Genomic DNA, 22,926 nt, shown 5'->3' with positions numbered 1-22,926 from the left:
GCATTTTTTATTTGGGCGCCATTTCCGTCTTCGGCTCCCGCTTTTTCTATCTACAAGGCTGTGGCGGCTTCGCCGCCACAGCCTTGTAGATAGAAAAGAGCTCCACCTACGCCGGGGCGCAAATACAGAGTTTTTAGAAAAATTTTTCAACGCGACTTTAATAATACTTTTATATAATTTTAACATCAAAAAAAAGATAATCTCAAACAAGAATACTTAGCTTTGTCATATTAGATTTTAGAATTAATGAAGAAGATAATTCCCATTTTTTGTTTATCCATTTTCACTTTAGGCTTTTCTCAAAAAATCCCATCCGTAAACAAAACAACATTTAGCCAAGAAGCCCTTGCTGAAAAAATGCAGGACGAAGAAGGCAAATCCATTTCAGTAAAAGAAATTTTGGAACAACACAAAGGCAAAATTTTAGTCATCGATTTTTGGGCAAGCTGGTGCAAAGACTGCATTCTAGCCATTCCAAAGTCTAATGAACTCGCCGATAAAAATCCCAATATAGACTTCATTTACTTTTCTTTGGAACGCAACAAAGAAGGATTCGACAGAAGTCTAGAACGATTTAATATGAAGCAAAAAGAAAATTATTGGTTCTCATCAGGCTGGAAAAATCCTTTCAATGACTATATCGAACTCAATTGGATTCCGAGATTCATGGTGATTGACCAATCTTCGAATATTGCAAAATATTACGCAATATCTCCCGAAGATCCTGCCATCCAAAAGACCATCGATCAACTTTCAAAATAGACTCAAATCAATAATTTAAGTCTATTTATTTCTAAATTTGTGTATGCCTTTACCACAAAGAAAAATCATTCACGTTGACATGGACGCTTTTTATGCGTCGGTGGAACAGCTCGACAATCCCGAACTGAAAGGCAAAGCCATTGCTGTTGGTGGCGGTCATCGCGGCGTTGTATCAGCTGCAAGTTACGAAGCAAGAAAATATGGTGTACGATCGGCAATGCCAAGTAAGACAGCCAAAGAAAAATGTCCTCATCTTATATTCGTTCCTCATCGCTTTCAACGTTACAAAGAGATTTCTCGAAAAATTAGAAGTATATTTTACGACTACACAGACCTGGTCGAACCACTATCTTTGGATGAAGCTTATCTCGATGTTACCGAAAACAAAAAAGGCATCAAATCTGCTAACCAAATCGCCAAAGAAATTCGACAACGCATTTTTGATGAAACAGGACTTACCGCATCGGCAGGCATTTCGGTTAACAAATTTTTGGCAAAGGTAGCCTCGGATATTAACAAACCAAACGGACAAAAAACCATACATCCGCAACATATCGAAAAATTTTTGGAAGAACTTCCGATTGAAAAATTTTATGGTGTCGGAAAAGTAACAGCTAACAAAATGTTCAGCTTATCCATTTACAAAGGTTTGGACCTTAAGAAAAAAACAATTGAGGAGCTTACACGACTTTTCGGGAAATCTGGACAATATTATTACAATGTAGTGCGTGGCATCCATAATAGTGAGGTAAAGCCCAATCGGATACAGAAAAGTGTTGCTGTAGAACGTACGTTTTTTGATGATCTTTTGGATGAACAACAAATTGACGAAAAATTAAAATATCTTTCGCAAGAGCTCGAAACACGACTTTCGAAACACCAAATTCTTGGAAAAAGTCTGACTTTAAAAATTAAATACAAAGATTTTTCACTTTTTACACGAAGTTTTACAAAGACGGACTATTTCCAATCCCAAGACGATTATTACAAAACCGCAAAAAATCTTTGGCAACAGAAACCTTTTAATCGCGCCGTAAGACTTTTAGGTCTGTCCTTATCCAATCTCAACACCGACGAAAAGAAACAAGTTTCGATACAGTTGAAAATCCCGTTTGAAGATTTTGATTAATTAGCGCAAATCTTCTTTCCCTCCCAAAGCTTTGTAATAATTGGCAACAACTTCTGCTGGGCGCGGCATTTTCTGTCCAAACATTAAAAGTCCCAAGTTGATGAAAATTAAAATTTTAAATTTAGAATTATAGGAAATCATAAGATCATTGAGTAGTTTTGTCGAAGATTTAATCCTCAAAATTAAAAAAATGCCCATTAATAAAATAGCACTTCAAGAGCAATTGTTGGAAATTATAAATCAAAAAATCACAAAACTCGAACAATTAATCGATGATACGCGAACGTCAAATAATGACACCAAAAGTAGCATGGGCGACAAATACGAAACGGGACGCGAAATGTTGCAGCAACAGATCAACAATTTGCAAATTCAACTTAACGAACTTCAACAACAACACAATTTACTGAAAAACATCAAGCTTTCCGAGAAGAAAGTCGTGAGTCTGGGAAGTTACGTCAAAACTTCGCTTTCCGATTTTTTTGTTTCAGTTTCATTAGGAGAAATAAAATTTGAGGACAAAAAGCTTTATGTTATTTCTGATAAAAGTCCCATCGCACAAGCACTTTTAAATCATAAAACGGGTGATATAGTTAGCTTTAACAAACAAAATATTTCCATTTTGGAAATTTATTAAAATCCGCTCTACTTCAGGATTTGTTTTGTAGTTTTGCGCCGATGAAAAAAAGAGTTCCGAATTATAAAAAATCAAGACAAGCAAAATCAAAAAAACGTCAACTAAAACGCCAATTATTATGGTGGAGCTTGGCTTTTACTTTTCTTGGCCTTTTTGGAACAGGCTATTATTTAAAGGAAAAAATTCATTTTTATTACTCGAGTTATTTCAACAAATTTCATCACAAAAAATTAAAAAATTCTGCGCAAGAGGAGCAACGCATCAATAGAATTATTGGCGATTATGCGACAAAAACTTTTGGCTTTGACATTTCTCATTATCAAAATAAAGAAGATATAAAGTGGGACAGCCTCAGCATCGGCAACAAAACAATTCCGTTAAAATTTGTTCTTCTCCGCGCATCGATGGGAAACAAAAAAACGGATAAAAACTTTGACCACTTTTGGGAGCAAGCCAAAAAGCATGAACTTTTGCGTGGTGCTTATCATTTTTACCGTCCCGACGAAGATCCTATTTTGCAAGCTAATTCTTTCGCTTCCGTTGTCAAATTAGAATCTGGTGATCTTCCACCTGTTTTGGATATTGAAAAAATGCCTCGCCATAAAACCAAAGCACAACTGATTGCTGATCTTAAACTTTGGTTAAAAATAATGGAAAACGCTTATGGTGTAAAACCAATTATCTACACCTATTATCATTATCACAAAGATGTACTAGCAGGCGAGTTCGAGGATTATCCACTTTGGCTAGCCAATTATAACGATGTTCCTGCGCCATCTCCAGAGGAAAATTGGCAATTCTGGCAATTCACAGAAAACGGAATTGCCTACGGCATCAATGTCAAAGTTGATCTCAACGTTTACAACGGCAGCTATTGGTCTTTACGACAACTGACCTTGGATTAATTGCAAAACTTCTTCTTTATCAATTCTAGAAGCTGGACCTTTTTTGGTTGCTGCAACCGCACCTACAGCACTCGCATAAGCCAACAAATCATTAAAATCCTGCTCGGTTTCGCAATCTTGAATCTTGGAAAGTAAAGCGGCTAAAAAGTTATCACCAGAACCGATTGTATCTACAACTTCCACGTCGTAACCAGGATGCGAATAAAGATTTTCACCACTTAAAAGAACGGCACCGTCTAATCCACGTGTAACACAGATCTGGGAAGTTTCTGTATAATCTGATAAAAACAAAATATCTAATTCTAAAGATTCATTCTCTGCGCCAAGATGTCTAACCAAATAACGAAGTTCTATTTCATTAAGTTTGATTAAATCTGCTTGTCGCATTAAAAACAAAATCTCATCAAAATCGCAATAAGGTTTTCGTACATTAACATCAAAAACTTTGTATTTTGCTTTTTTAAGAAGTTCATGCAATGTTTCTTTGGATGTTTGTCCACGAGCAGCCAGCGAACCATATACAAAAATATCTGCAGCGGAAACAGCTTCTTCAATTTCTTTGGTCAATTCTATATTATCCCAAGCCGAGGCTGTTTTAATGTCATAAAAAGCTTCAGAATTTTCGTCAAACTTAACGATAGCTTCACCTGTTGGATAATCCTGATCGATTTTGATGTACACACCCGTCAAATTAAGATTTTGAATATGTTCTAAAAGTGTTCTTCCAGCCGCATCATTTCCGATTTTAGAAACAATACGAGATGGCACACCTAGGCTAGATAATCTAGCAGCAACATGCAAAGGAGCTCCACCAATAACTTTCCCATTTGGGAAAATATCCCATAATACTTCTCCGAAACAGATGGCTTTTCTCATAGATTTAATTTTAAACCTAAGATAATATTTTTATAATATGACTACCAAATATTCCAAATATTATAACATTTTTTAACAAATTTTAAGTTATATGAATCTAAAACCTTACAAATAGTAAAATCAACAAAAATAAATTATTGGAACAAATTTATAAAAAGCAACAAAGCCAATTCTTATTCGTATTTTTGAACTATGAATTACGTGACGGCAGAACAGCTTTCAAAATCCTATGGATTGAAGGTTTTATTTGAAGATATTAGCTTTAATATTAATGAAGGTGACAAAATAGCGATTGTCGCAAAAAACGGTAGTGGAAAATCTACACTCTTAAAAATCCTTATGGGAAAAGAGATTTCCGACCATGGCTCTATCTCCATTAATAAAGATATACAAGTTGTTCTGTTCGACCAAGAGATTGACTTTGACCCCAAATTAACGGTTGAAGAATTTATGATGACGTTGAACTCTCCACCCATTGTAGCACTCAAAAATTATCATTTGTCGTTGACGTCGAGCAACCACGACTTTATTGAAAAGGCGCTTTTAGAAATGGAAGTTCACAAAGCTTGGGATTTGGAAAACGAAATGAAACAAATACTTTCCCAACTTCAAATTACGGATTTATCAATCCAGATGGGCAAATTATCGGGTGGACAAGTAAAACGTGTTGCCCTTGCAAAGCTTCTTACAGAGACCAGAGCTGAACATCGGCATGTACTTTTAATTATGGACGAACCTACCAACCACCTCGATGTCGAAATGGTAGAATGGTTGGAAAATTATCTTTCTAAACAAAAAATCACCTTGCTTCTCGTAACGCACGACCGCTATTTTCTAGATGCCGTTTGTGATATAATTTGGGAAATGGAAGACGCACAACTCTACGTCCATAACGGAAGTTACGCGACCTATCTTGAAAATAAAATGATCCGAGAAGACAATCTAGAATCCACAATCGACAAAGCCAACAATCTTTATAGAAAAGAATTGGAGTGGATGCGTCGTCAACCAAAAGCAAGAACCACTAAGTCCAAAAGCAGAATTGACGCTTTCTACGAAACTGAAAAAGTAGCAAAAACCGACACCAGAAAACAAAGTCTAGAACTGGATTTTGAAATGAAACGCTTGGGTAAAAAAATCCTTGAACTTAAAAATATTGACAAGGCTTTTGGTGACAATGTTCTACTGAAGGATTTTAGTTATCAATTTCAGCGTGGTGAGAAAGTCGGAATTGTTGGAAAAAATGGTGCTGGAAAATCCACACTTCTCAATATTATTCAAAATTTAGAAAAGGCTGACCATGGGACAATAGAAACAGGTGAAACGATAAGTTTCGGTTATTTTTCTCAAAAAGGTCTTAGTTTTAAAGAAGACGAACGCGTTATCGATTTCATCAAAGAAAAAGCAGAATATTATCCATTAGCAAATGGGAGGAGCTTGTCTGCTTCACAATTTTTAAGACTATTCTTATTCGATGATCAAACGCAGTATTCACCAATTTCTAAACTTTCTGGCGGTGAAAAACGCCGTTTGCATTTGATGTATGTCCTGTATCAAAATCCTAATTTTTTGATTTTCGATGAGCCAACTAACGATTTGGATTTGCCTACTTTAACGGTTTTAGAAAACTTCTTGTTACAATTCCAGGGCTGTTTAATCATCGTTTCCCACGATCGTTATTTTATGGATCGTATAATTGATCATGTATTAGCATTTGAAGGTCAAGGAAAAATTAAGGATTTTGTCGGTAATTTTACAGAATATCGCGAATGGAAAAAAACGCAAGATTCCGAAACTAAAAAAATAGATGAATCTAAAGCTAAAACAACTGTAGAAAAGACTCTTACACAAAACAACAAGCCTAAAAAGAAACTTTCTTATAAAGACCAACGTGAGTTGGAAACTTTGGAAAAAGACCTGCCTGAGTTAGAAGCAAAAAGAGCTACAATCCTTGATGCATTAAGTAATGAAACAGATTATGACAAGATTGCTAAACTTTCCACAGATTTAGAACAGATTTCGGAAGCCTTAGAAATGTCAGAATTGCGTTGGCTAGAACTTCAAGAACTATTAGAATCTTAAAATTTATTTTTATTTAATCGATCTAAAGGTGACACAACATTAGCAATATTCTTATCCGTAACTTCTGTATAGATTAAGGTTGTTTTTATACTATTATGGCCTAATAATTTTTGGATTAAAGAAATATCGGTTCCGTATTCTAACAAATGGGTTGCATAACTGTGTCGCAGACTATGGATACCAACTTTCTTGCTGATGTTCGCTTTTTTCATAGCTTGTTTGAAAACTGCTTGTGCACTGCGTTTAGAATATTGTTGTCCAGGTTCTCCTTCAAAAAGATAATATTGAGGGCGGTATTCTTTATAATAATCTCTTAATTCTTTCAAAATACTTTTCGGAAGATTAACATAGCGGTCTTTCTTACCTTTCGCTCTTTCGATAAGAACTTTAAGCTTAACTCCATCAATATCCTGAATTTTGATATTAACAATTTCACTTACTCGAAGTCCCATGCCATAACAAAGTTTCAAAATAAGTTGATGTTTTACATTTGTGGTAACATCTATCAATTTCGAGATATCTTTCTCATTCAAAGCTTTAGGTAAAATCTGAGCCTTTTTTGGCCGCGGAATATCTACAAAAAATTTATCTCTACCCAAAACCTTTTCAAAATAAAACTTAACAGCATTCATCCGACTGTGAATCTGGTTTTCTGATAAATTCAATTCCATATGACAATATAGGAAATAGCTTCTCAATTTGTCTTCGGAAAGTTTTTTCACAGAAAAATCGCCAATAATATTTAGAAGTTGGGCAAACTCGCCACAATAAGTTTTAATAGTACTCGTAGAAAATCCTTTTAATACTAAAGAATCAAGGTATCGGTAGAATTCTGATAGATTGTCAAAGTGTATTTTAGAAATAAATTTCCGCCCTTTAAATTGACTATCAAGACCGAGAAGAAAACGAGCATATTCAGAATCTTCTAAATAATTAATTCCGCTTTCTAGCTCTAGCTTAATGTTGAACTTATCCCGTATGATATTTAAAATTTCATAAGAAACCTTATCTCCAAGCCAAATAATATTCCGATTATTTAAGACGCCTAGCATAGGAAATTGATTAATAATATTAGTTTCCATAATTGTGTCAATAGCAAACTAATAAATTTAGTAAGATTTTTACAAATATAAGCTGAAATTAAAAAAATTATAACTAATAAATATTAGCCAAATTTTAATAGCATCATAATTTTGTGGTTAAAGCAGCTTTGTTTTATTCACTTTCTCCATTTATATTATATTCTAAAACAAAAAAAGCTCATCAACAATGTTGATGAGCTTTCTAATAAAAACTGGCGGCGACCTACTCTCCCGCGTTAGCAGTACCATCGGCGCTAGAGGGCTTAACTTCTGTGTTCGGAATGGGAACAGGTGAGCCCCTCTGCTAAAACCACCCTAAATAAGGTATATAGCTGTAGGCAGTAGGCTATAAGCTCTAGGCTTACAGCGTAAAGCATACTGCTTTTTATCGGTAATATACATCACAAAGGCAAAACCTTTAGCGCACTTATAAGAACTTGTCTTTAAATATTAATTTTAAGATTATAGCAACCAATAGGCTATAAATCTACGGGTAATTAGTACTACTCGGCTATGACATTACTGCCTTTACACCTATAGCCTATCAACGTGGTCATCTCCCACGACCCTTAAAAGATGTCTAATCTTGCGGCGAGTTTCGCACTTATATGCTTTCAGTGCTTATCTCATCCAAACATAGCTACTCAGCGGTGCACCTGGCGGTACAACTGATACACCAGAGGTTTGTTCAACACGGTCCTCTCGTACTAGAGTCAACTCCGCGCAAACATCTAACGCCCGCAATAGATAGAGACCGAACTGTCTCACGACGTTCTGAACCCAGCTCGCGTGCCACTTTAATGGGCGAACAGCCCAACCCTTGGGACCTTCTCCAGCCCCAGGATGTGACGAGCCGACATCGAGGTGCCGAACCTCCCCGTCGATGTGAGCTCTTGGGGGAGACTAGCCTGTTATCCCCGGAGTACCTTTTATCCTATGAGCGATGGCCCTTCCATACGGAACCACCGGATCACTATGTCCTGCTTTCGCACCTGATCGACTTGTTGGTCTCACAGTCAAGCACCCTTATGCCATTACACTCTACGCACGGTTACCAAGCGTGCTGAGGGTACCTTTGAAAGCCTCCGTTACTCTTTTGGAGGCGACCACCCCAGTCAAACTACCCACCACGCAATGTCCTTCTAAAAGAAGTTAGGCTCCAAGTAAGTAAAGGGTGGTATTTCAACGTTGACTCCACAAACACTAGCGTGCCTGCTTCATAGTCTCCCACCTATCCTACACATTACTTACTCAAAGTCAATACGAAGTTATAGTAAAGGTTCACAGGGTCTTTTCGTCCCATTGCGGGTAATCGGCATCTTCACCGATACTACAATTTCACCGAGCTCGTGGCTGAGACAGTGCCCAGATCGTTACACCATTCGTGCAGGTCGGAACTTACCCGACAAGGAATTTCGCTACCTTAGGACCGTTATAGTTACGGCCGCCGTTTACTGGGGCTTCAGTTAATGCCTTCGAGTTACCTCTAAGCACCTTCCTTAACCTTCCAGCACCGGGCAGGTGTCAGACCCTATACAGCATCTTTCGATTTAGCAGAGTCCTGTGTTTTTGATAAACAGTCGCCTGGGCCTCTTCACTGCGGCCACCATTGCTGATGGCGTCTCTTCTTCCGAAGTTACGAGACTATTTTGCCTAGTTCCTTAGCCACGACTCACTCGAGCACCTTAGGATTCTCTCCTCGACTACCTGTGTCGGTTTTGGTACGGGTTGCTTCACTTCGGCTTTTCTTGGAACCGCTTTCCCTACAGCAGCTTCGCCCGAAGGCTAGGCCTTGACTATTCCGTCAGTCTCCAGTAAGTACGGCAATCCGTCCCCTTTTTAGTGTGAGCAAGTATGGGAATATTAACCCATTGTCCATCCACTTCCCCTTTCGGGTGCGCGTTAGGTCCCGACTAACCCTCAGCTGATTAGCATGGCTGAGGAAACCTTAGTCTTTCGGTGAGGGGGTTTCTCGCCCCCTTTATCGTTACTTATGCCTACATTTTCTTTTCTATCCGCTCCACAAAGCCTCACGACTCTGCTTCAGCGCAAATAGAATGCTCTCCTACCGATTATTAAATAATCCCATAGCTTCGGTACTATACTTATGCCCGATTATTATCCATGCCGGACCGCTCGACTAGTGAGCTGTTACGCACTCTTTAAATGAATGGCTGCTTCCAAGCCAACATCCTAGCTGTCAATGCAGTCCAACCGCGTTGTTTCAACTTAGTATAGATTTAGGGACCTTAGCTGTTGGTCCGGGTTCTTTCCCTCTCGGACATGGACCTTAGCACCCATGCCCTCACTGCCGTAAAACATTTATTAGCATTCGGAGTTTGTCAGGAATTGGTAGGATTTGACTCCCCCGCATCCAATCAGTAGCTCTACCTCTAATAAACTTATATACGACGCTGCACCTAAATGCATTTCGGAGAGTACGAGCTATCTCCCAGTTTGATTGGCCTTTCACCCCTACCCACAAGTCATCCCAAGACTTTTCAACGTCAACGGGTTCGGTCCTCCACTTTGTGTTACCAAAGCTTCAACCTGCCCATGGGTAGATCACAAGGTTTCGCGTCTAATCCTACTAACTAACCGCCCTATTCAGACTCGCTTTCGCTCCGGCTCCGGACCTGAAGTCCTTAACCTCGCTAGTAAAATTAACTCGTAGGCTCATTATGCAAAAGGCACGCCGTCACTGGACTTGCCAGCTCCGACCGCTTGTAGGCGTACGGTTTCAGGTTCTATTTCACCCTTCTATTCGAAGTGCTTTTCACCTTTCCTTCACAGTACTTGTTCACTATCGGTCTTTCAGGAGTATTTAGCCTTGGAGGATGGTCCCCCCATATTCAGACAGGATTTCACGTGTCCCGCCCTACTCATTTATCACTTAAATATGCCTTTCATATACCGGGCTATCACCGTCTATGGCTGTTCTTTCCAGAACATTCTATTAAACATATAAAAGCTTTTGGGCTAATCCGCTTTCGCTCGCCACTACTTACGGAATCTCTTCGATTTCTTTTCCTCCGGGTACTTAGATGTTTCAGTTCTCCGGGTTTGCTCCTCTTGCGAGGTGACATGTCTTCAACATGCCGGGTTGCCCCATTCGGACATCTCGGGATCAATTCGTGTGTGCCAATCCCCCGAGCTTTTCGCAGCTTACCACGTCCTTCGTCGCCTCTGAAAGCCTAGGCATCCGCCATACGCCCTTAACGATTTCTTTCCTATTTTTAGGTTACTCAAGCACTTATAAGTGCTCGGTTTTCTCTTTGTGATGTCTTTACCGTTAATGTCAATGATCTTTTGTCTTATTTATCCTCTGATGAACAGATATTGTTTTTGGCTCTATCCGTAACTTTTAAATCAAATTCAAAATACTGTGGAGAATAAGGGAGTCGAACCCTTGACCTCCTGCGTGCAAGGCAGGCGCTCTAGCCAGCTGAGCTAATTCCCCCTCTAGGTGCTGTACGCTATATGCTATATGCTTTAAGCTAAATGCTTACTGCCTATCGCTTAACAGCTTACCGCTTTAATTAGTAGTCTCGGGCAGGCTCGAACTGCCGACCTCTACATTATCAGTGTAGCGCTCTAACCAGCTGAGCTACGAGACTGTCTTTTTAGACTTATAGATTCAAGATCCTAGATACAAGACTTTCTTTCGTCTTGATTCTTGGCTCTCGGCTCTTGTATCTCTTCCCTGTACTAATTTCTAGTGGGTATATTTTAATATTTACAACCGAGTAAAAAAAACCAAAGCTATGCTTTGTTTAAGGTAAGTGTCATATAAATGACTTATTTGTTTTACGTTCTTCAACGCTCTAAAATGAGATGTTCCAGCCGCACCTTCCGGTACGGCTACCTTGTTACGACTTAGCCCTAGTTACTTGTTTTACCCTAGGCAGCTCCTGTTACGGTCACCGACTTCAGGTACCCCAAACTTCCATGGCTTGACGGGCGGTGTGTACAAGGCCCGGGAACGTATTCACCGCGCCATGGCTGATGCGCGATTACTAGCGATTCCAGCTTCATAGAGTCGAGTTGCAGACTCCAATCCGAACTGAGATAGGCTTTCGAGATTTGCATCACATCGCTGTGTAGCTGCCCTCTGTACCTACCATTGTAGCACGTGTGTGGCCCAAGGCGTAAGGGCCGTGATGATTTGACGTCATCCCCACCTTCCTCTCTACTTGCGTAGGCAGTCTCACTAGAGTCCTCAACTAAATGTTAGCAACTAGTGACAGGGGTTGCGCTCGTTGCAGGACTTAACCTAACACCTCACGGCACGAGCTGACGACAACCATGCAGCACCTTGAAAATTGTCCGAAGAAAAGTCTATTTCTAAACCTGTCAATTCCCATTTAAGCCTTGGTAAGGTTCCTCGCGTATCATCGAATTAAACCACATGCTCCACCGCTTGTGCGGGCCCCCGTCAATTCCTTTGAGTTTCATTCTTGCGAACGTACTCCCCAGGTGGATTACTTATCACTTTCGCTTAGTCTCTGAAGATAAATCCCCAAAAACGAGTAATCATCGTTTACGGCGTGGACTACCAGGGTATCTAATCCTGTTCGCTACCCACGCTTTCGTCCATCAGCGTCAGTTAAAACATAGTGACCTGCCTTCGCAATTGGTGTTCTAAGTAATATCTATGCATTTCACCGCTACACTACTTATTCCAGCCACTTCTACTTTACTCAAGACTTGCAGTATCAATGGCAGTTCGACAGTTGAGCTGCCGGATTTCACCACTGACTTACAAGCCCGCCTACGGACCCTTTAAACCCAATAAATCCGGATAACGCTTGCACCCTCCGTATTACCGCGGCTGCTGGCACGGAGTTAGCCGGTGCTTATTCATATAGTACCTTCAGCTACTCTCACGAGAGTAGGTTTATCCCTATATAAAAGAAGTTTACAATCCATAGAACCGTCGTCCTTCACGCGGGATGGCTGGATCAGGCGCTAACCCATTGTCCAATATTCCTCACTGCTGCCTCCCGTAGGAGTCTGGTCCGTGTCTCAGTACCAGTGTGGGGGATCACCCTCTCAGGCCCCCTAAAGATCATCGGCTTGGTAGGCCGTTACCCTACCAACTACCTAATCTTGCGCGTGCCCATCCTTATCCGATAAATCTTTCAATATAAACTGAGGCCAGTCAATATATTATAGAGTATTAATCCGAATTTCTCCGGGCTATCCTCTTGATAAGGGCAGGTTGCACACGTGTTACGCACCCGTACGCCGCTCTCAAAATCCCGAAAGATTTCTACCGCTCAGCTTGCATGTGTTAGGCCTCCCGCTAGCGTTCATCCTGAGCCAGGATCAAACTCTCCATTGTATGTTTGTTTGTCCTTAAACTCTAACTCAATTTATTAAAATTGACGCTTTGGTTTTTTTCCTTACTTGGTTGTTATATTTATGTCAATGAACTTCGTTCTTTTCGCATAAATCAGCATACTGTTTTCTGTCATCTTTCAGCCGATTTGCGAGTGCAAAAGTAAAAACTTTTCCCAAATTGACCAAATGTTTTTGAAAGTTTTTTTAAAATTTTTTTTCAAAAACCTATAATCAATCTCTAAATTTATTTCTATCTCTCTTCTGCGCTGCAAAACACTTCTGATTTGCGAGTGCAAAAGTAGAGGCTTTTTTATTATCACACAAACTTATCGGAACTTATTTTTTAATTATATCCTAACTTGCTTGTTTTCAAGTTCGTTTTTTTTTAGAATCAAGAACCGAAAACAAAGAATAAACACGAAACAATGGTATAAAAGGATTTAATGAACAATTGTACGATTAAACAATTAAACAATTATACAGTTTAACAATTCAACGCTTTTACAAATTTTAAATTTATAGAGGTCCTTATCATTCATAATCTACAAATCTCTCCCCACCGCAATAGGGATGGAAGCGGCATCCTTGTGGAGCGCAGCGAGGCGACGGTCTTCGAAAAGCGAAGCCTAGAGAAGATAGTCGCCCGAGCGGAGCAAGCAAGATACAGCGGACAGCCCGGCCGTAGCAAAGAATTAGAAAAGGAGGCGGATTGCCAGGAAAGAAAAAAAAACACGAGTCAACTAAAATATCAGTAGTTTCGTATCTTATATAATACTTCGATATGACGCCGAAAGAGATTATAAATAGAATTTCTACACTTTCAACGAGCTCTAACCAAAAACTGGCTTTACTTTTCAGGGAAGAAGCTTTTCAAAAAAACGAAATCCTACTTCAAGCAAATAAGCTTGAAAAAGACATGTATTTTATAAAGTCTGGTCTGGTGCGTGCTTTCACACAATACAAAGATCAAGACATTACATTTTGGTTCGGGACAGAAGGTGCGCCAATTTTACCAATGAATAGCTACGTTTATAATAAGAAGAACTACGAATATATTGAACTTTTAGAAGATAGTATTTTGTATAAAGTATCTATTGAAACCTTGCAAAAGCTATATTTGGAAAATCAGGAAATCGCCAATTGGGGAAGAATTTTGGCAGAGAAAGAATTGGTTACAACCGAACAACGTCTTATTTCTCGAATTTCGATGAAAGCTACAGATCGCTATTTAGCTTTATTATCCGAACACCCAGATCTTCTACAACGCGCTTCATTAGGCCATATAGCATCTTTTCTTGGCATTACACAAGTCAGCTTGAGCAGAATCCGAGCACAAATCAAATAATTTTTTTTTAACATTTGTAAAAAGGATTCGTATTTAAAAGTTCGACATTTGCGGAAAATTTATTTTAATGAGCTGGATTATATTAATTATCGCAGGATTATTTGAAGTTGCCTTCGCATCTTGTCTAGGAAAAGCAAAAGAAACATCGGGAACAGAATCTTATTTTTGGTATGCAGGATTCTTGGTATGCCTCACCATAAGTATGCTAGGCCTTATGAAGGCGACCCAGAATTTACCCATCGGAACAGCCTACGCCGTCTGGACAGGAATTGGTGCTATAGGAACCGTTTTGGTAGGAATTTTCATTTTTAAAGAGCCCGCAACATTTTGGCGTTTATTTTTCATAACCACTTTGATAGGTTCTATTATTGGACTAAAATCTGCCAGTCACTAATTTCTATCAAATTAACACATCCATATTTTTTCTTAGCTTTGGACAAAACTTTAACCCCATGAAACCAATAATCTATTTATGTATTTTCTGTTTGTCAATTTTTACACAAGCTCAAGAAAAAGAAATACCCGTTGATAAAGTTCCACAAGGCATTTCAAATTATATAAAGAAACATTTTCCCGATTCCAAAATTGTAAAACTAACTGAAGAAAACACAAAATTTGGCACCGAATATAATGTGAGTCTTGATAATAAAATCGAATTGGACTTTGATCATAAAAACCAATTGGAAGATATCGAAAGCAAGTCCATGCAAGAACTCCCTAACTCTGTTGTACCTAAAAATGTTTGGGATTACGCGAAAGCCAATTATTTGACTCAACAAATTATCGGTTGGGAAAAAGAAAACAAAAAACAACGTCTGGATCTAAGCAATGGTTGGGTTTTGGAATTCAACGAAAAAGGCATTTTCTTAGGAATAAAAAAGTAATTTTTTCTGTATTAAATTCATAAAAACCCTTCTTAGGCTAAGAAGGGTTAATTTCAAATTGTGAGTTTGGTAAATTTTAAATATGTTAATGTGATTTGAAATCTGCCTCAAATGTAAATATTAATTTTATAAAAACAAAAACATTTTAACGTTTTTGTTATAAATAAAAGCAATATACATAGAAATAAAACTTTAAAAAATACCTTTCAATTACATTTATATTAAAAATCCGAATTTTAAATTTAATCAAGAAATCTAAAAGTATTATTATCTTCGTAGTTCAAAATTATCTTATGAAAAAATCATTTGCAATATTACTTTTAGCCTTATCTCCTTTGGGCTTTGCACAAAATATAGCCGATTACGAATATATCTACGTGCCAAAGACCTTTGAAAAAGATAAAGAGATGAACAAATTTGGTCTCAACAAAATCCTAGTTGACCAACTAAAAGCAAAAAAATACAAAGTTATACAGGAAGCACCTCATGATTGGCCTGCCGCATTAAAAGATAATCCTTGTGCTGTACTTAGCGCCAATCTCTTGGATGACAGCTCATTTTTTAAAAACAAAGTGAAAGTTAATTTTACGGACTGTCAAAAGAAGACAATTCTAGAATCCAAAGGTAGCGCAGATGAAAAAGAATTTGAAATTGGATTTCCAAAAGCTTTGAAGCAAGCAACACAAAGCATTGCATTTTCTACACCCAAAAGCATCATAGAGCTAGATTCTAAAAAAGAAACAACAGCTACAACTGCGCAAACAATTGTTGAAAATGTAAGCTCCGCGCCGATTAGCTCAGCAAAAGAAGAAGCTTTGGTTTTTACCAACAAAAATGAAAACTACCAACTCATCAATCTAGCAACGGGCAATTTCATTTTGGTATCTTCAAAAAGTTCAACACCTTTTGCCAAATTATTTGAAAGTAGTAAACCTGGGATTTTCCATGTAACATTGGGAAATAATATAAAAACACTTGGTTATACTGAAAATGGGAATATCGTTATAGAAATTCCAAAATTAGATGGATCATACTCCAAAGAAATTTTTAATAAAAAATAAAACTAAAAAGTAGCCCAACAAGAGCTGCTTTTTTTATGTATTTTAAAAAAATTAATTTCCATTATTAAAATATTCCCAAACTACTTTAGCCTTGGACTTTCCAAGTATTTCTTCTAAAGTTTCCAAGTTGGCTTCTTTTATTCGTTTCACCGATTTTAATTTGGATAGTAATAATTCAATTGATTTCGGACCGACTCCCGGAATTTCTTCCAACTCCGATTTTATCGTAGAATTTTTACGTCGCGTTCTGTGATGTCGAACCCCAAAACGATGCGCCTCATCACGAACACGCTGAAGTATTTTTAAAGTTTCCGACTTTTTATCTAGATACAACGGAATAGAATCGTCAGGAAAAAAGATTTCTTCCAAACGTTTTGCAATACCAATTATTGTAATTTTACCATATAAACCAAGTAATTTAAGACTCTTCACCGAAGAAGATAGTTGTCCTTTTCCTCCATCTATCAATATCAATTGTGGTAAAGCTTCGCCTTCATCCAACATTCTTTTGTAACGTCGATATATCACTTCTTCCATCGTTGCAAAGTCGTTAGCACCCACGACGGTTTTGGGATGAAAAATTCTATAATCTGCTTTACTAGGTTTTCCATCCTTGAAGACCACACAAGCCGAAACAGGATTTGTCCCTTGAATATTAGAATTGTCAAAACCTTCAATATGTCGTGGCTCAACAGGCATGCGCAGAAGCTGTTTCATCTCCGCCATAATGCGATTGGTGTGACGATCAGGATCCACAATTTGGACTTGTTTTAATTTTTCAAGTCGATATTCTTTTGCATTTTTTTCCGAGAGTTCAACTATACGTTTTTTGTCACCAACTTTCGGAACAATAAGTTTTACATTAGGAATTTCAACACTTAGATGAAATGGGATTAATATCTCTTTGGAATCTGACCCAAATTTTTGTCGAATCTCAATTAAAGCTTCTTCCAAAATATCTTCGTCGCTTTCATCCAGAATCTTCTTAATTTCTGTTGTAAAACTCTGAATAATATTCCCGTTTCTTATTTTAAAAAAATTGACATATGCTGCGGTCTCGTCGCTTGTCATCCCAAATACATCAACATCATCTATATTGGGGTTAACAATGGTATTTTTTGTTTGATAATCTTCCAAAGCATCTATTCTTTCTTTTATCATCTGCGCATTTTCGAACTTAAGATCAGCCGCATAGCGCATCATCTGATTGATCAAATAGTCTTTTGCCTTTCGGAAATCCCCTTTAATAATTCCTCGGATTGCATCAATTTTTTCATTATACTCTTCTTCGGTTTCCAAAGCTTCGCACGGTCCTTCACAATTTTTAATATGATATTCGAGACAGACTTTATATTTGCCACTTTCAATTTTGTCCTCCGAAAGATTTAGGTTACAAGTTCGGAGTTTATAAATATGTTTTATCGTATCTAAAAGAATTTTTGCTGGACGCACTTTTGCATAAGGACCAAAATATTCCGAACCGTCTTTAATAACATTCCGAGTCATAAAAATTCTTGGGAAAGCTTCGTTTTTAATACAAATCCACGGATAAGTTTTGTCATCTTTAAGCATCACATTATAAAACGGCTGATGCTCTTTTATCAAATTATTTTCCAACAAAAGCGCTTCGTACTCGCTATTAACAACGGTTGTCTCCAAACGAAAAATTTTACCAACCATAATTCTGGTACGATAACTTGACAAATTTTTGTTGAAATAAGAAAGGACTCTTTTCTTAAGATTTTTAGCTTTTCCGACATAAAGCAATTGCTCGTTTTTATCATAATAACGATAAACGCCAGGATCGGATGTCAAAGTTTTTAACTGAAGTTCTAAAGAAGGATTCATACAACAAAAATACTAATAATTGTCCTTTGACAAGCTCAACAAAAATCAGTATTTTTAACGAAAATTTATACTAATGATTTACGGAATCGATTTGTTTACATATAAAGATGTTTTAGAAATTTGCAAAGACTCAAAAAAGGCAAAACTTAATAAAGTTGCGAAAGAGCAAATTATAAAATCTCAAAAAAACGTGGCTAAAATTGTAGCTTCGGACGATACAGTTTATGGTATCAACACAGGATTTGGACCACTTTGCGACGTGAAAATTTCTGAGGAAGAAACGGCACAGCTGCAACACAACCTCATCATTTCCCATGCAGTTGGCGTTGGAAAGCCAATTGATAAAGAATTGTCAAAAATAATGATGATTGCAAAGATCCATGCATTATCGAAAGGTTTTTCAGGTGTTTCTCTAGAACTTATCGAACGTATGATTTTGATGTTGGAAAAAGGCATTATCCCTGTTGTTCCAGAACAAGGATCTGTCGGTGCTTCGGGGGATTTGGCGCCTTTATCTCATCTTGTGTTACCTCTTTTGGGACTTGGACAGGTATGGGATGGTAACAAAATCGTTGACACTGAAAAAGCTTTAAAAAAACATAAACTAAAAGCATTAAAACTAGGACCAAAAGAAGGTCTAGGATTAATCAACGGTACGCAATTTATTTTAGCCCACGCTATCAAAGGTTTAGAAAAAATGGAATATCTTCTCGACCTTGCCGATATGACGGCAGCGATGAGTCTGGAAGCTTACCGAGGTTCTGCTAGTCCTTTCAAAAAAGAACTGCACGATATTCGCCCCTTTGCTGGAAGCAAAAAAGTAGCAGCAAGAATGTTGAAATTTTTGAAAAATTCGGAAAATCTACAAGCGCACGAAGACTGCGAAAGGGTACAAGACCCCTACTCTATGCGTTGTGTTCCGCAAGTACATGGTGCCAGCAGAAATGCTTTTGAACATTTAAAAATGATGGCCGAAACAGAACTAAATTCTGTAACCGATAATCCTATCGTCTTGAGCGCCGAAGAGTCGATCTCTGGAGGAAACTTCCATGGACAACTGATGGCTTTACCTTTAGATTATGCCACTTTAGCGGCTGCTGAATTGGGTAACATTTCTGACAGAAGAAGTTATCTTTTGCTAGAAGGAAAATTTGGTTTGCCAAGATTGTTGACGGAAAGTTCTGGACTTAACTCAGGATTTATGATTCCACAATATACCTCAGCAGCTTTAGTTACAGAAAACAAAACCCTTTGTTTCCCAGCATCGGCAGATTCTATACCGACAAGTTTAGGTCAAGAAGACCATGTATCTATGGGCAGTATTTCGGGGAGAAAATTCAATCAGGTTTTAGACAATTTGGTAAACATTTTCTCTGTTGAATTGATGTTCGCTGCGCAAGGTTTGGAATTCCGCAGACCAGCAAAATGTTCGAAAATTATTGAAGAAAACTTCAGCATTATAAGAAGTGTTGTCCCAAAATTGGAAGACGATCGACTGATTGGAAAAGATATGTTGGCAATTGCTGATTTAATAAGAAATAGAAAGCTAAAGGTAACTGTTTAAAATAATGAAGAAAGTAATTTTAATATTCGGTTTAATCACATGTTCGTTTTCTTTTGCACAAACCAAAGAGCAAAAAGTTGAGAGGCTAATGGAAGTTATGGGCATGCAAAAGAATATGGCCTTGATGTTTGACCAAATGATGCAACATTACAACGAAACATATCCTAATGTCCCTTCTATTTTTTGGACAAAGTTTCGTGAAAACATCAACTACAAAGATTTACAATCCAAAATGATTCCTGTTTACTCCAAACATTTTACAGGAGAAGATATTGATGGACTAATTAAATTCTACCAAAGTCCCCTAGGTCAAAAGACGATAACGACACTTCCACAAATCATGCAAGAAAGTATGGCGATTGGCCAAGAATGGGGAATTAATATTGGAAATAAAATTATAGAAGATCTTGAAAAAGATGGCTATCTGCAAAACCCACCACCTCCAATGGAAACAAATTAAAAAATACAAAATCCTGATAAAAGTTTATCGGGATTTTTTTTCACTTCATTCGAAACAAAAAATCCTATCTCTGTTTGAAATAGGGCTAAAAAAAAACAATTAACCATTAAAGTTAACCAATCAAAACACTTGTCATACTAAGGCTTCCGCCGATTAATGCATCATTAAAAAGTGAAAGCTCTTCCGACTTGTGTTTTAAACCTAGAGTATATATCAAGGGTAAAAAATGTTCGGGCGTTGGTATTGCATTTTGCAGCGCAGAACCTTGTTTTGTATAATTTATTAAACTTTTGAAATCACCCTCTAATAACCAATGCTTGGTTTTTTCTCGAGCTTCGATTGCCCAATCCCATCCGGCACCTATTGTATTTATATTTCGCCAGTCAATCATTCGAAGATTATGTACAATATTACCGCTTCCAACAATCAGAATTCCTTTTTCACGCAGTTTGTCTAATTTCTGTGCAAGTTCGAAATGGTATTGAGGCGATTTTGTATAATCGATGCTCAATTGGATTACCGGAATATTAGCGTCCGGATACATATGTCGAATCACCGACCACGCGCCATGATCCAACCCCCAACTGAGATCTTCTTCGGCAAAAGGCGACAAAAGTTCAGTGGTTTCTTTAGCCAATTCTGGCGAACCTGGCGCGGGATATTCCACTTCGAACAGTTCTTTTGGAAAGCCATAAAAATCATGAATCGTCTTTGGATATTGCATTGCGGTAACAAAAGTTCCGTCTGTATACCAATGGGCCGACACACAAAGTATAGCATTGGGTGTTGGGATTTCTTTTGATATTTTTCTGAATCCTTGTACAAAGACATTATCTTCGATGGCGTTCATCGGCGAGCCATGTCCCAAAAACAAAACTGGCATTTTGGGTGTTGGAGCAAAAGTCTCGACTATTTGATTAAGATGATTGATATTCATGATAAAAACGAAAAATTTAAGAAATCAAAGACCTCTTAAATTTTTCTAAAATAGATTTGTAGAAAGATTTTTAAGCTTGTTTTACAAACTGTAGATCGCCTGATATTTTAACATCGTCACCCACCATAACACCACCCGTTTCCAATGCGGCATTCCAGTTAAGATCAAATTCTTTTCTGCTTATTTTTCCTTCGAAAGTGAAACCGGCTTTGGTATTACCCCAAGGGTCTTTAGAAATCCCTCCAAATTCTACTTCTAATTTAATTGGTTTTGTAATACCATTTATTGTTAAATTTCCAGTGATATCATTATTAAGAGTTCCGGTTTCGAAAGTGATTTTAGGATTCGCTTCTGCATTGAAAAAATCTGCTGATTTCAGGTGATTATCACGATCTGTATTATTTGTGTAAATGGAATCGACATCAATATAAGCAGTAGTTTTTGCATGTTCAAAAGTGTCATCTTCTGCCTCTATTTCTGCGTTGAAATTTTGGAATTGTCCTTTAACATTAGAGATCATCATGTGTCTTACTTTAAAAGTAATTTCGCTGTGTGCTGGATCTAGTAGCCATTTAGTTGCCATAATATTTTGTTTTTTATTGATTAAAATTTCTATTGCAAATGTAGCACTGCGAATCTATATAAAACATTGATTTATGATAACTTAACAGCTTGATCTATGTTAAGATTTTAAATGATAAAAACAAAAACCCCTTCAACAAAAGGCTTTATTATATTTTAAAATTTTAAATATTTAATTTATTACAATCGAACTTAACAAAAGATTATGATTTTTTGAAGTAAGAATTGGTGAACATCATCACAACCATTGCCAACCCAAATACAGAAAACAAGGTAAACGACCAACGCAATCCGAAAATTTCCGCAATAAACCCTATTAAAGGAGGCCCCATCAAAAAACCTAAAAAGCTAATACTCGACACCAAGGCAATGGCCATTCCTGGAGGAATACTGGGATGTTTCCCCGCCATACTATACACGGTTGGCACACAACACGCAACGCCCAAACCGACTAGCATAAAACCAATAGTTGACGTCGCAACATAAGGAAACAATACAGAAGTCATCATCCCCACAAACATCAAAAGTCCACTTATAATAAGTACTTTTCTTTTGCCTAATTTAGTAATGAGAAAGTCACCCAAAAACCTTCCTGTAGCCATCATAATCATAAATGATGTATAACCCAAAATAACCAAAGACGTTGGAGATTTCACAACATCTTTAAAATAGACGCCTGTCCAGTCGAACATCGCACCTTCCGTCGCCATACTGAAAAAACCAACAATACCCAACTGAATTAAAATAGCATCTGGCTTAAATTTTATTTTCTCGGCATTAGAACTTGCATGTTCTACTTTCGGAACAAGATACTTAATATTCCAAAATGTATTGATTAAAACCAAACTTAGAATAATCAAAAAATGATAGGTTGTATTAAGATGAAAATTAATCGTTAATAATCCGATAAGCGCTCCGAAAAACCCTGCCAAACTCCAACCACCATGAAACGACGTCATAATTGATTTCCGAAACATTTTTTCCACAGCAACCGCTTGCGTATTAACCGCAATACTTCCCATATTACCAGCAATACCAAATAAAAATAATGACGCCGCCAACATATAAATATTAGAAGCGAAAGAAATACTCAACAATATCAAAGCATATAATATGGAAACAACAGAAATAACTTTTGCGCTACCATATTTCGTCACCAACTTCCCAGACAAAGGCATCGTAAACAATTGTCCTAATGGCAACATCAACAACATGGCACCCAACTGTCCTTCGCTAAGACCTAGCGCTTCTTTTATTGTAGGAATACGACTTGCCCATGATGCGAAACCAAGTCCTTGACAGAAAAAATATCCAAAAACCGCCGTTCGATAACGTATAATGGAAACTCTTTTGGGCTTGGCTAAAGTGAAAGTAATAGACATATATATTAGGTGTTAAAAAAACGAGTGCAAAGTTACCACTATTTGAA

Annotated in this window: 18 protein-coding genes, 2 tRNA genes and 3 rRNA genes; 11 read left to right on the top strand and 12 right to left on the bottom strand. The window is 37.6% G+C overall.

The features are described from left to right. Positions 1 to 246: 246 nt before the first annotated feature. Together G6R40_RS12655 and dinB are read left to right on the top strand one after the other, a co-directional pair. Positions 247 to 762: a TlpA family protein disulfide reductase gene (locus G6R40_RS12655; RefSeq protein ID WP_165136186.1), complete on the top strand. Its 516-nt coding sequence runs from the start codon at positions 247 to 249 to the stop codon at positions 760 to 762. 43 nt (positions 763 to 805) lie between these two features. Then, complete coding sequence (gene dinB, locus G6R40_RS12650) at positions 806 to 1,891, top strand: DNA polymerase IV (RefSeq protein WP_165136183.1); 1,086 nt, start codon at positions 806 to 808, stop codon at positions 1,889 to 1,891. On the opposite strand, the gene G6R40_RS12645 is transcribed toward dinB, so the two are convergent. Beyond that, a complete protein-coding gene (locus G6R40_RS12645) occupies positions 1,892 to 2,089 on the bottom strand; it encodes a hypothetical protein (RefSeq protein WP_165136165.1) in 198 nt (65 codons plus the stop codon). On the opposite strand from G6R40_RS12645, the gene G6R40_RS12640 reads away from it, so the two are divergent. Continuing rightward, a complete protein-coding gene (locus G6R40_RS12640) occupies positions 2,082 to 2,528 on the top strand; it encodes a GreA/GreB family elongation factor (protein ID WP_165136162.1) in 447 nt (148 codons plus the stop codon). The genes G6R40_RS12645 and G6R40_RS12640 overlap by 8 nt on opposite strands. 41 nt (positions 2,529 to 2,569) lie before the next feature. Next, positions 2,570 to 3,433 (top strand): glycoside hydrolase family 25 protein, encoded by an 864-nt coding sequence (locus tag G6R40_RS12635; RefSeq protein ID WP_165136159.1) that lies wholly within the window; start codon positions 2,570 to 2,572, stop codon positions 3,431 to 3,433. Here the strand turns inward: G6R40_RS12635 and G6R40_RS12630 are convergent. Beyond that, the gene (locus G6R40_RS12630; RefSeq protein ID WP_165136156.1) at positions 3,410 to 4,309 is read right to left on the bottom strand and encodes a carbohydrate kinase family protein; all 900 of its coding nucleotides are present in this window, start codon (positions 4,307 to 4,309) and stop codon (positions 3,410 to 3,412) included. The genes G6R40_RS12635 and G6R40_RS12630 overlap by 24 nt on opposite strands. Positions 4,310 to 4,501: 192 nt before the next feature. Between G6R40_RS12630 and G6R40_RS12625 the strand changes: the two genes are divergently transcribed. Beyond that, positions 4,502 to 6,391 (top strand): ABC-F family ATP-binding cassette domain-containing protein, encoded by a 1,890-nt coding sequence (locus G6R40_RS12625; RefSeq protein ID WP_165136153.1) that lies wholly within the window; start codon positions 4,502 to 4,504, stop codon positions 6,389 to 6,391. Here G6R40_RS12625 and G6R40_RS12620 read toward each other — a convergent pair. The 6 genes from G6R40_RS12620 to G6R40_RS12595 all read right to left on the bottom strand — a co-directional run bounded on the left by G6R40_RS12620 (position 6,388) and on the right by G6R40_RS12595 (position 12,817). Continuing rightward, positions 6,388 to 7,473 (bottom strand): tyrosine-type recombinase/integrase, encoded by a 1,086-nt coding sequence (locus tag G6R40_RS12620; protein ID WP_165136150.1) that lies wholly within the window; start codon positions 7,471 to 7,473, stop codon positions 6,388 to 6,390. The two genes, G6R40_RS12625 and G6R40_RS12620, sit on opposite strands and share 4 nt — an antisense overlap. A 210-nt stretch (positions 7,474 to 7,683) precedes the next feature. After that, positions 7,684 to 7,791: ribosomal RNA gene (gene rrf, locus G6R40_RS12615) — 5S ribosomal RNA — on the bottom strand. A gap of 159 nt (positions 7,792 to 7,950) precedes the next feature. Beyond that, positions 7,951 to 10,702, bottom strand: a 23S ribosomal RNA gene (locus tag G6R40_RS12610). 157 nt (positions 10,703 to 10,859) lie between these two features. Then, positions 10,860 to 10,933 (bottom strand) — tRNA-Ala (locus tag G6R40_RS12605). An 83-nt stretch (positions 10,934 to 11,016) separates the two neighbouring features. Beyond that, a tRNA-Ile gene (locus tag G6R40_RS12600) sits at positions 11,017 to 11,090 on the bottom strand. A gap of 210 nt (positions 11,091 to 11,300) precedes the next feature. Then, positions 11,301 to 12,817, bottom strand: a 16S ribosomal RNA gene (locus tag G6R40_RS12595). Together the 16S, 23S and 5S rRNA genes with 2 tRNA genes alongside form the textbook arrangement of a ribosomal RNA operon. 780 nt (positions 12,818 to 13,597) lie before the next feature. Here G6R40_RS12595 and G6R40_RS12590 point away from each other — a divergent pair. From G6R40_RS12590 to G6R40_RS12575, 4 genes are all read left to right on the top strand, one after another. Beyond that, positions 13,598 to 14,161: a Crp/Fnr family transcriptional regulator gene (locus tag G6R40_RS12590; protein WP_165136147.1), complete on the top strand. Its 564-nt coding sequence runs from the start codon at positions 13,598 to 13,600 to the stop codon at positions 14,159 to 14,161. A gap of 67 nt (positions 14,162 to 14,228) precedes the next feature. After that, a complete protein-coding gene (locus tag G6R40_RS12585; RefSeq protein WP_165136144.1) occupies positions 14,229 to 14,555 on the top strand; it encodes a DMT family transporter in 327 nt (108 codons plus the stop codon). Between the two features lie 58 nt (positions 14,556 to 14,613). Then, entirely contained in the window at positions 14,614 to 15,045 is a 432-nt protein-coding gene (locus G6R40_RS12580; protein WP_165136141.1) for a PepSY-like domain-containing protein, read from the top strand. Between the two features lie 293 nt (positions 15,046 to 15,338). Next, positions 15,339 to 16,106, top strand: coding sequence for a hypothetical protein (locus G6R40_RS12575; protein ID WP_165136138.1), 768 nt, complete (start codon positions 15,339 to 15,341; stop codon positions 16,104 to 16,106). 51 nt (positions 16,107 to 16,157) lie between these two features. Here G6R40_RS12575 and uvrC read toward each other — a convergent pair whose 3' ends face one another. Further along, positions 16,158 to 17,954 (bottom strand): excinuclease ABC subunit UvrC, encoded by a 1,797-nt coding sequence (gene uvrC, locus G6R40_RS12570; RefSeq protein WP_165136135.1) that lies wholly within the window; start codon positions 17,952 to 17,954, stop codon positions 16,158 to 16,160. Positions 17,955 to 18,027: 73 nt separating this feature from the next. On the opposite strand from uvrC, the gene hutH reads away from it, so the two are divergent. Next, positions 18,028 to 19,518 (top strand): histidine ammonia-lyase, encoded by a 1,491-nt coding sequence (gene hutH, locus G6R40_RS12565; RefSeq protein ID WP_165136132.1) that lies wholly within the window; start codon positions 18,028 to 18,030, stop codon positions 19,516 to 19,518. Between the two features lie 4 nt (positions 19,519 to 19,522). Beyond that, positions 19,523 to 19,978, top strand: coding sequence for a DUF2059 domain-containing protein (locus tag G6R40_RS12560; RefSeq protein WP_165136129.1), 456 nt, complete (start codon positions 19,523 to 19,525; stop codon positions 19,976 to 19,978). Positions 19,979 to 20,090: 112 nt separating this feature from the next. On the opposite strand, the gene ygiD is transcribed toward G6R40_RS12560, so the two are convergent. The 3 genes from ygiD to G6R40_RS12545 all read right to left on the bottom strand — a co-directional run bounded on the left by ygiD (position 20,091) and on the right by G6R40_RS12545 (position 22,879). Continuing rightward, the gene (ygiD, locus tag G6R40_RS12555) at positions 20,091 to 20,915 is read right to left on the bottom strand and encodes a 4,5-DOPA dioxygenase extradiol (RefSeq protein ID WP_165136126.1); all 825 of its coding nucleotides are present in this window, start codon (positions 20,913 to 20,915) and stop codon (positions 20,091 to 20,093) included. A gap of 70 nt (positions 20,916 to 20,985) precedes the next feature. Next, positions 20,986 to 21,498, bottom strand: a complete 513-nt coding sequence (locus tag G6R40_RS12550; protein ID WP_165136123.1) for a YceI family protein — start codon at positions 21,496 to 21,498, stop codon at positions 20,986 to 20,988. 202 nt (positions 21,499 to 21,700) lie between these two features. After that, positions 21,701 to 22,879: an MFS transporter gene (locus G6R40_RS12545; protein ID WP_165136120.1), complete on the bottom strand. Its 1,179-nt coding sequence runs from the start codon at positions 22,877 to 22,879 to the stop codon at positions 21,701 to 21,703. Positions 22,880 to 22,926: the final 47 nt, after the last annotated feature.

Origin of the sequence: Chryseobacterium sp. POL2, from assembly GCF_011058315.1 — a bacterium.
In the GTDB taxonomy this organism is placed as follows: Bacteria; Bacteroidota; Bacteroidia; order Flavobacteriales; family Weeksellaceae; genus Soonwooa.
The sequence above is the reverse complement of the archived record's forward strand: the minus strand, read 5'-3'. Positions and strand labels throughout refer to the sequence as shown.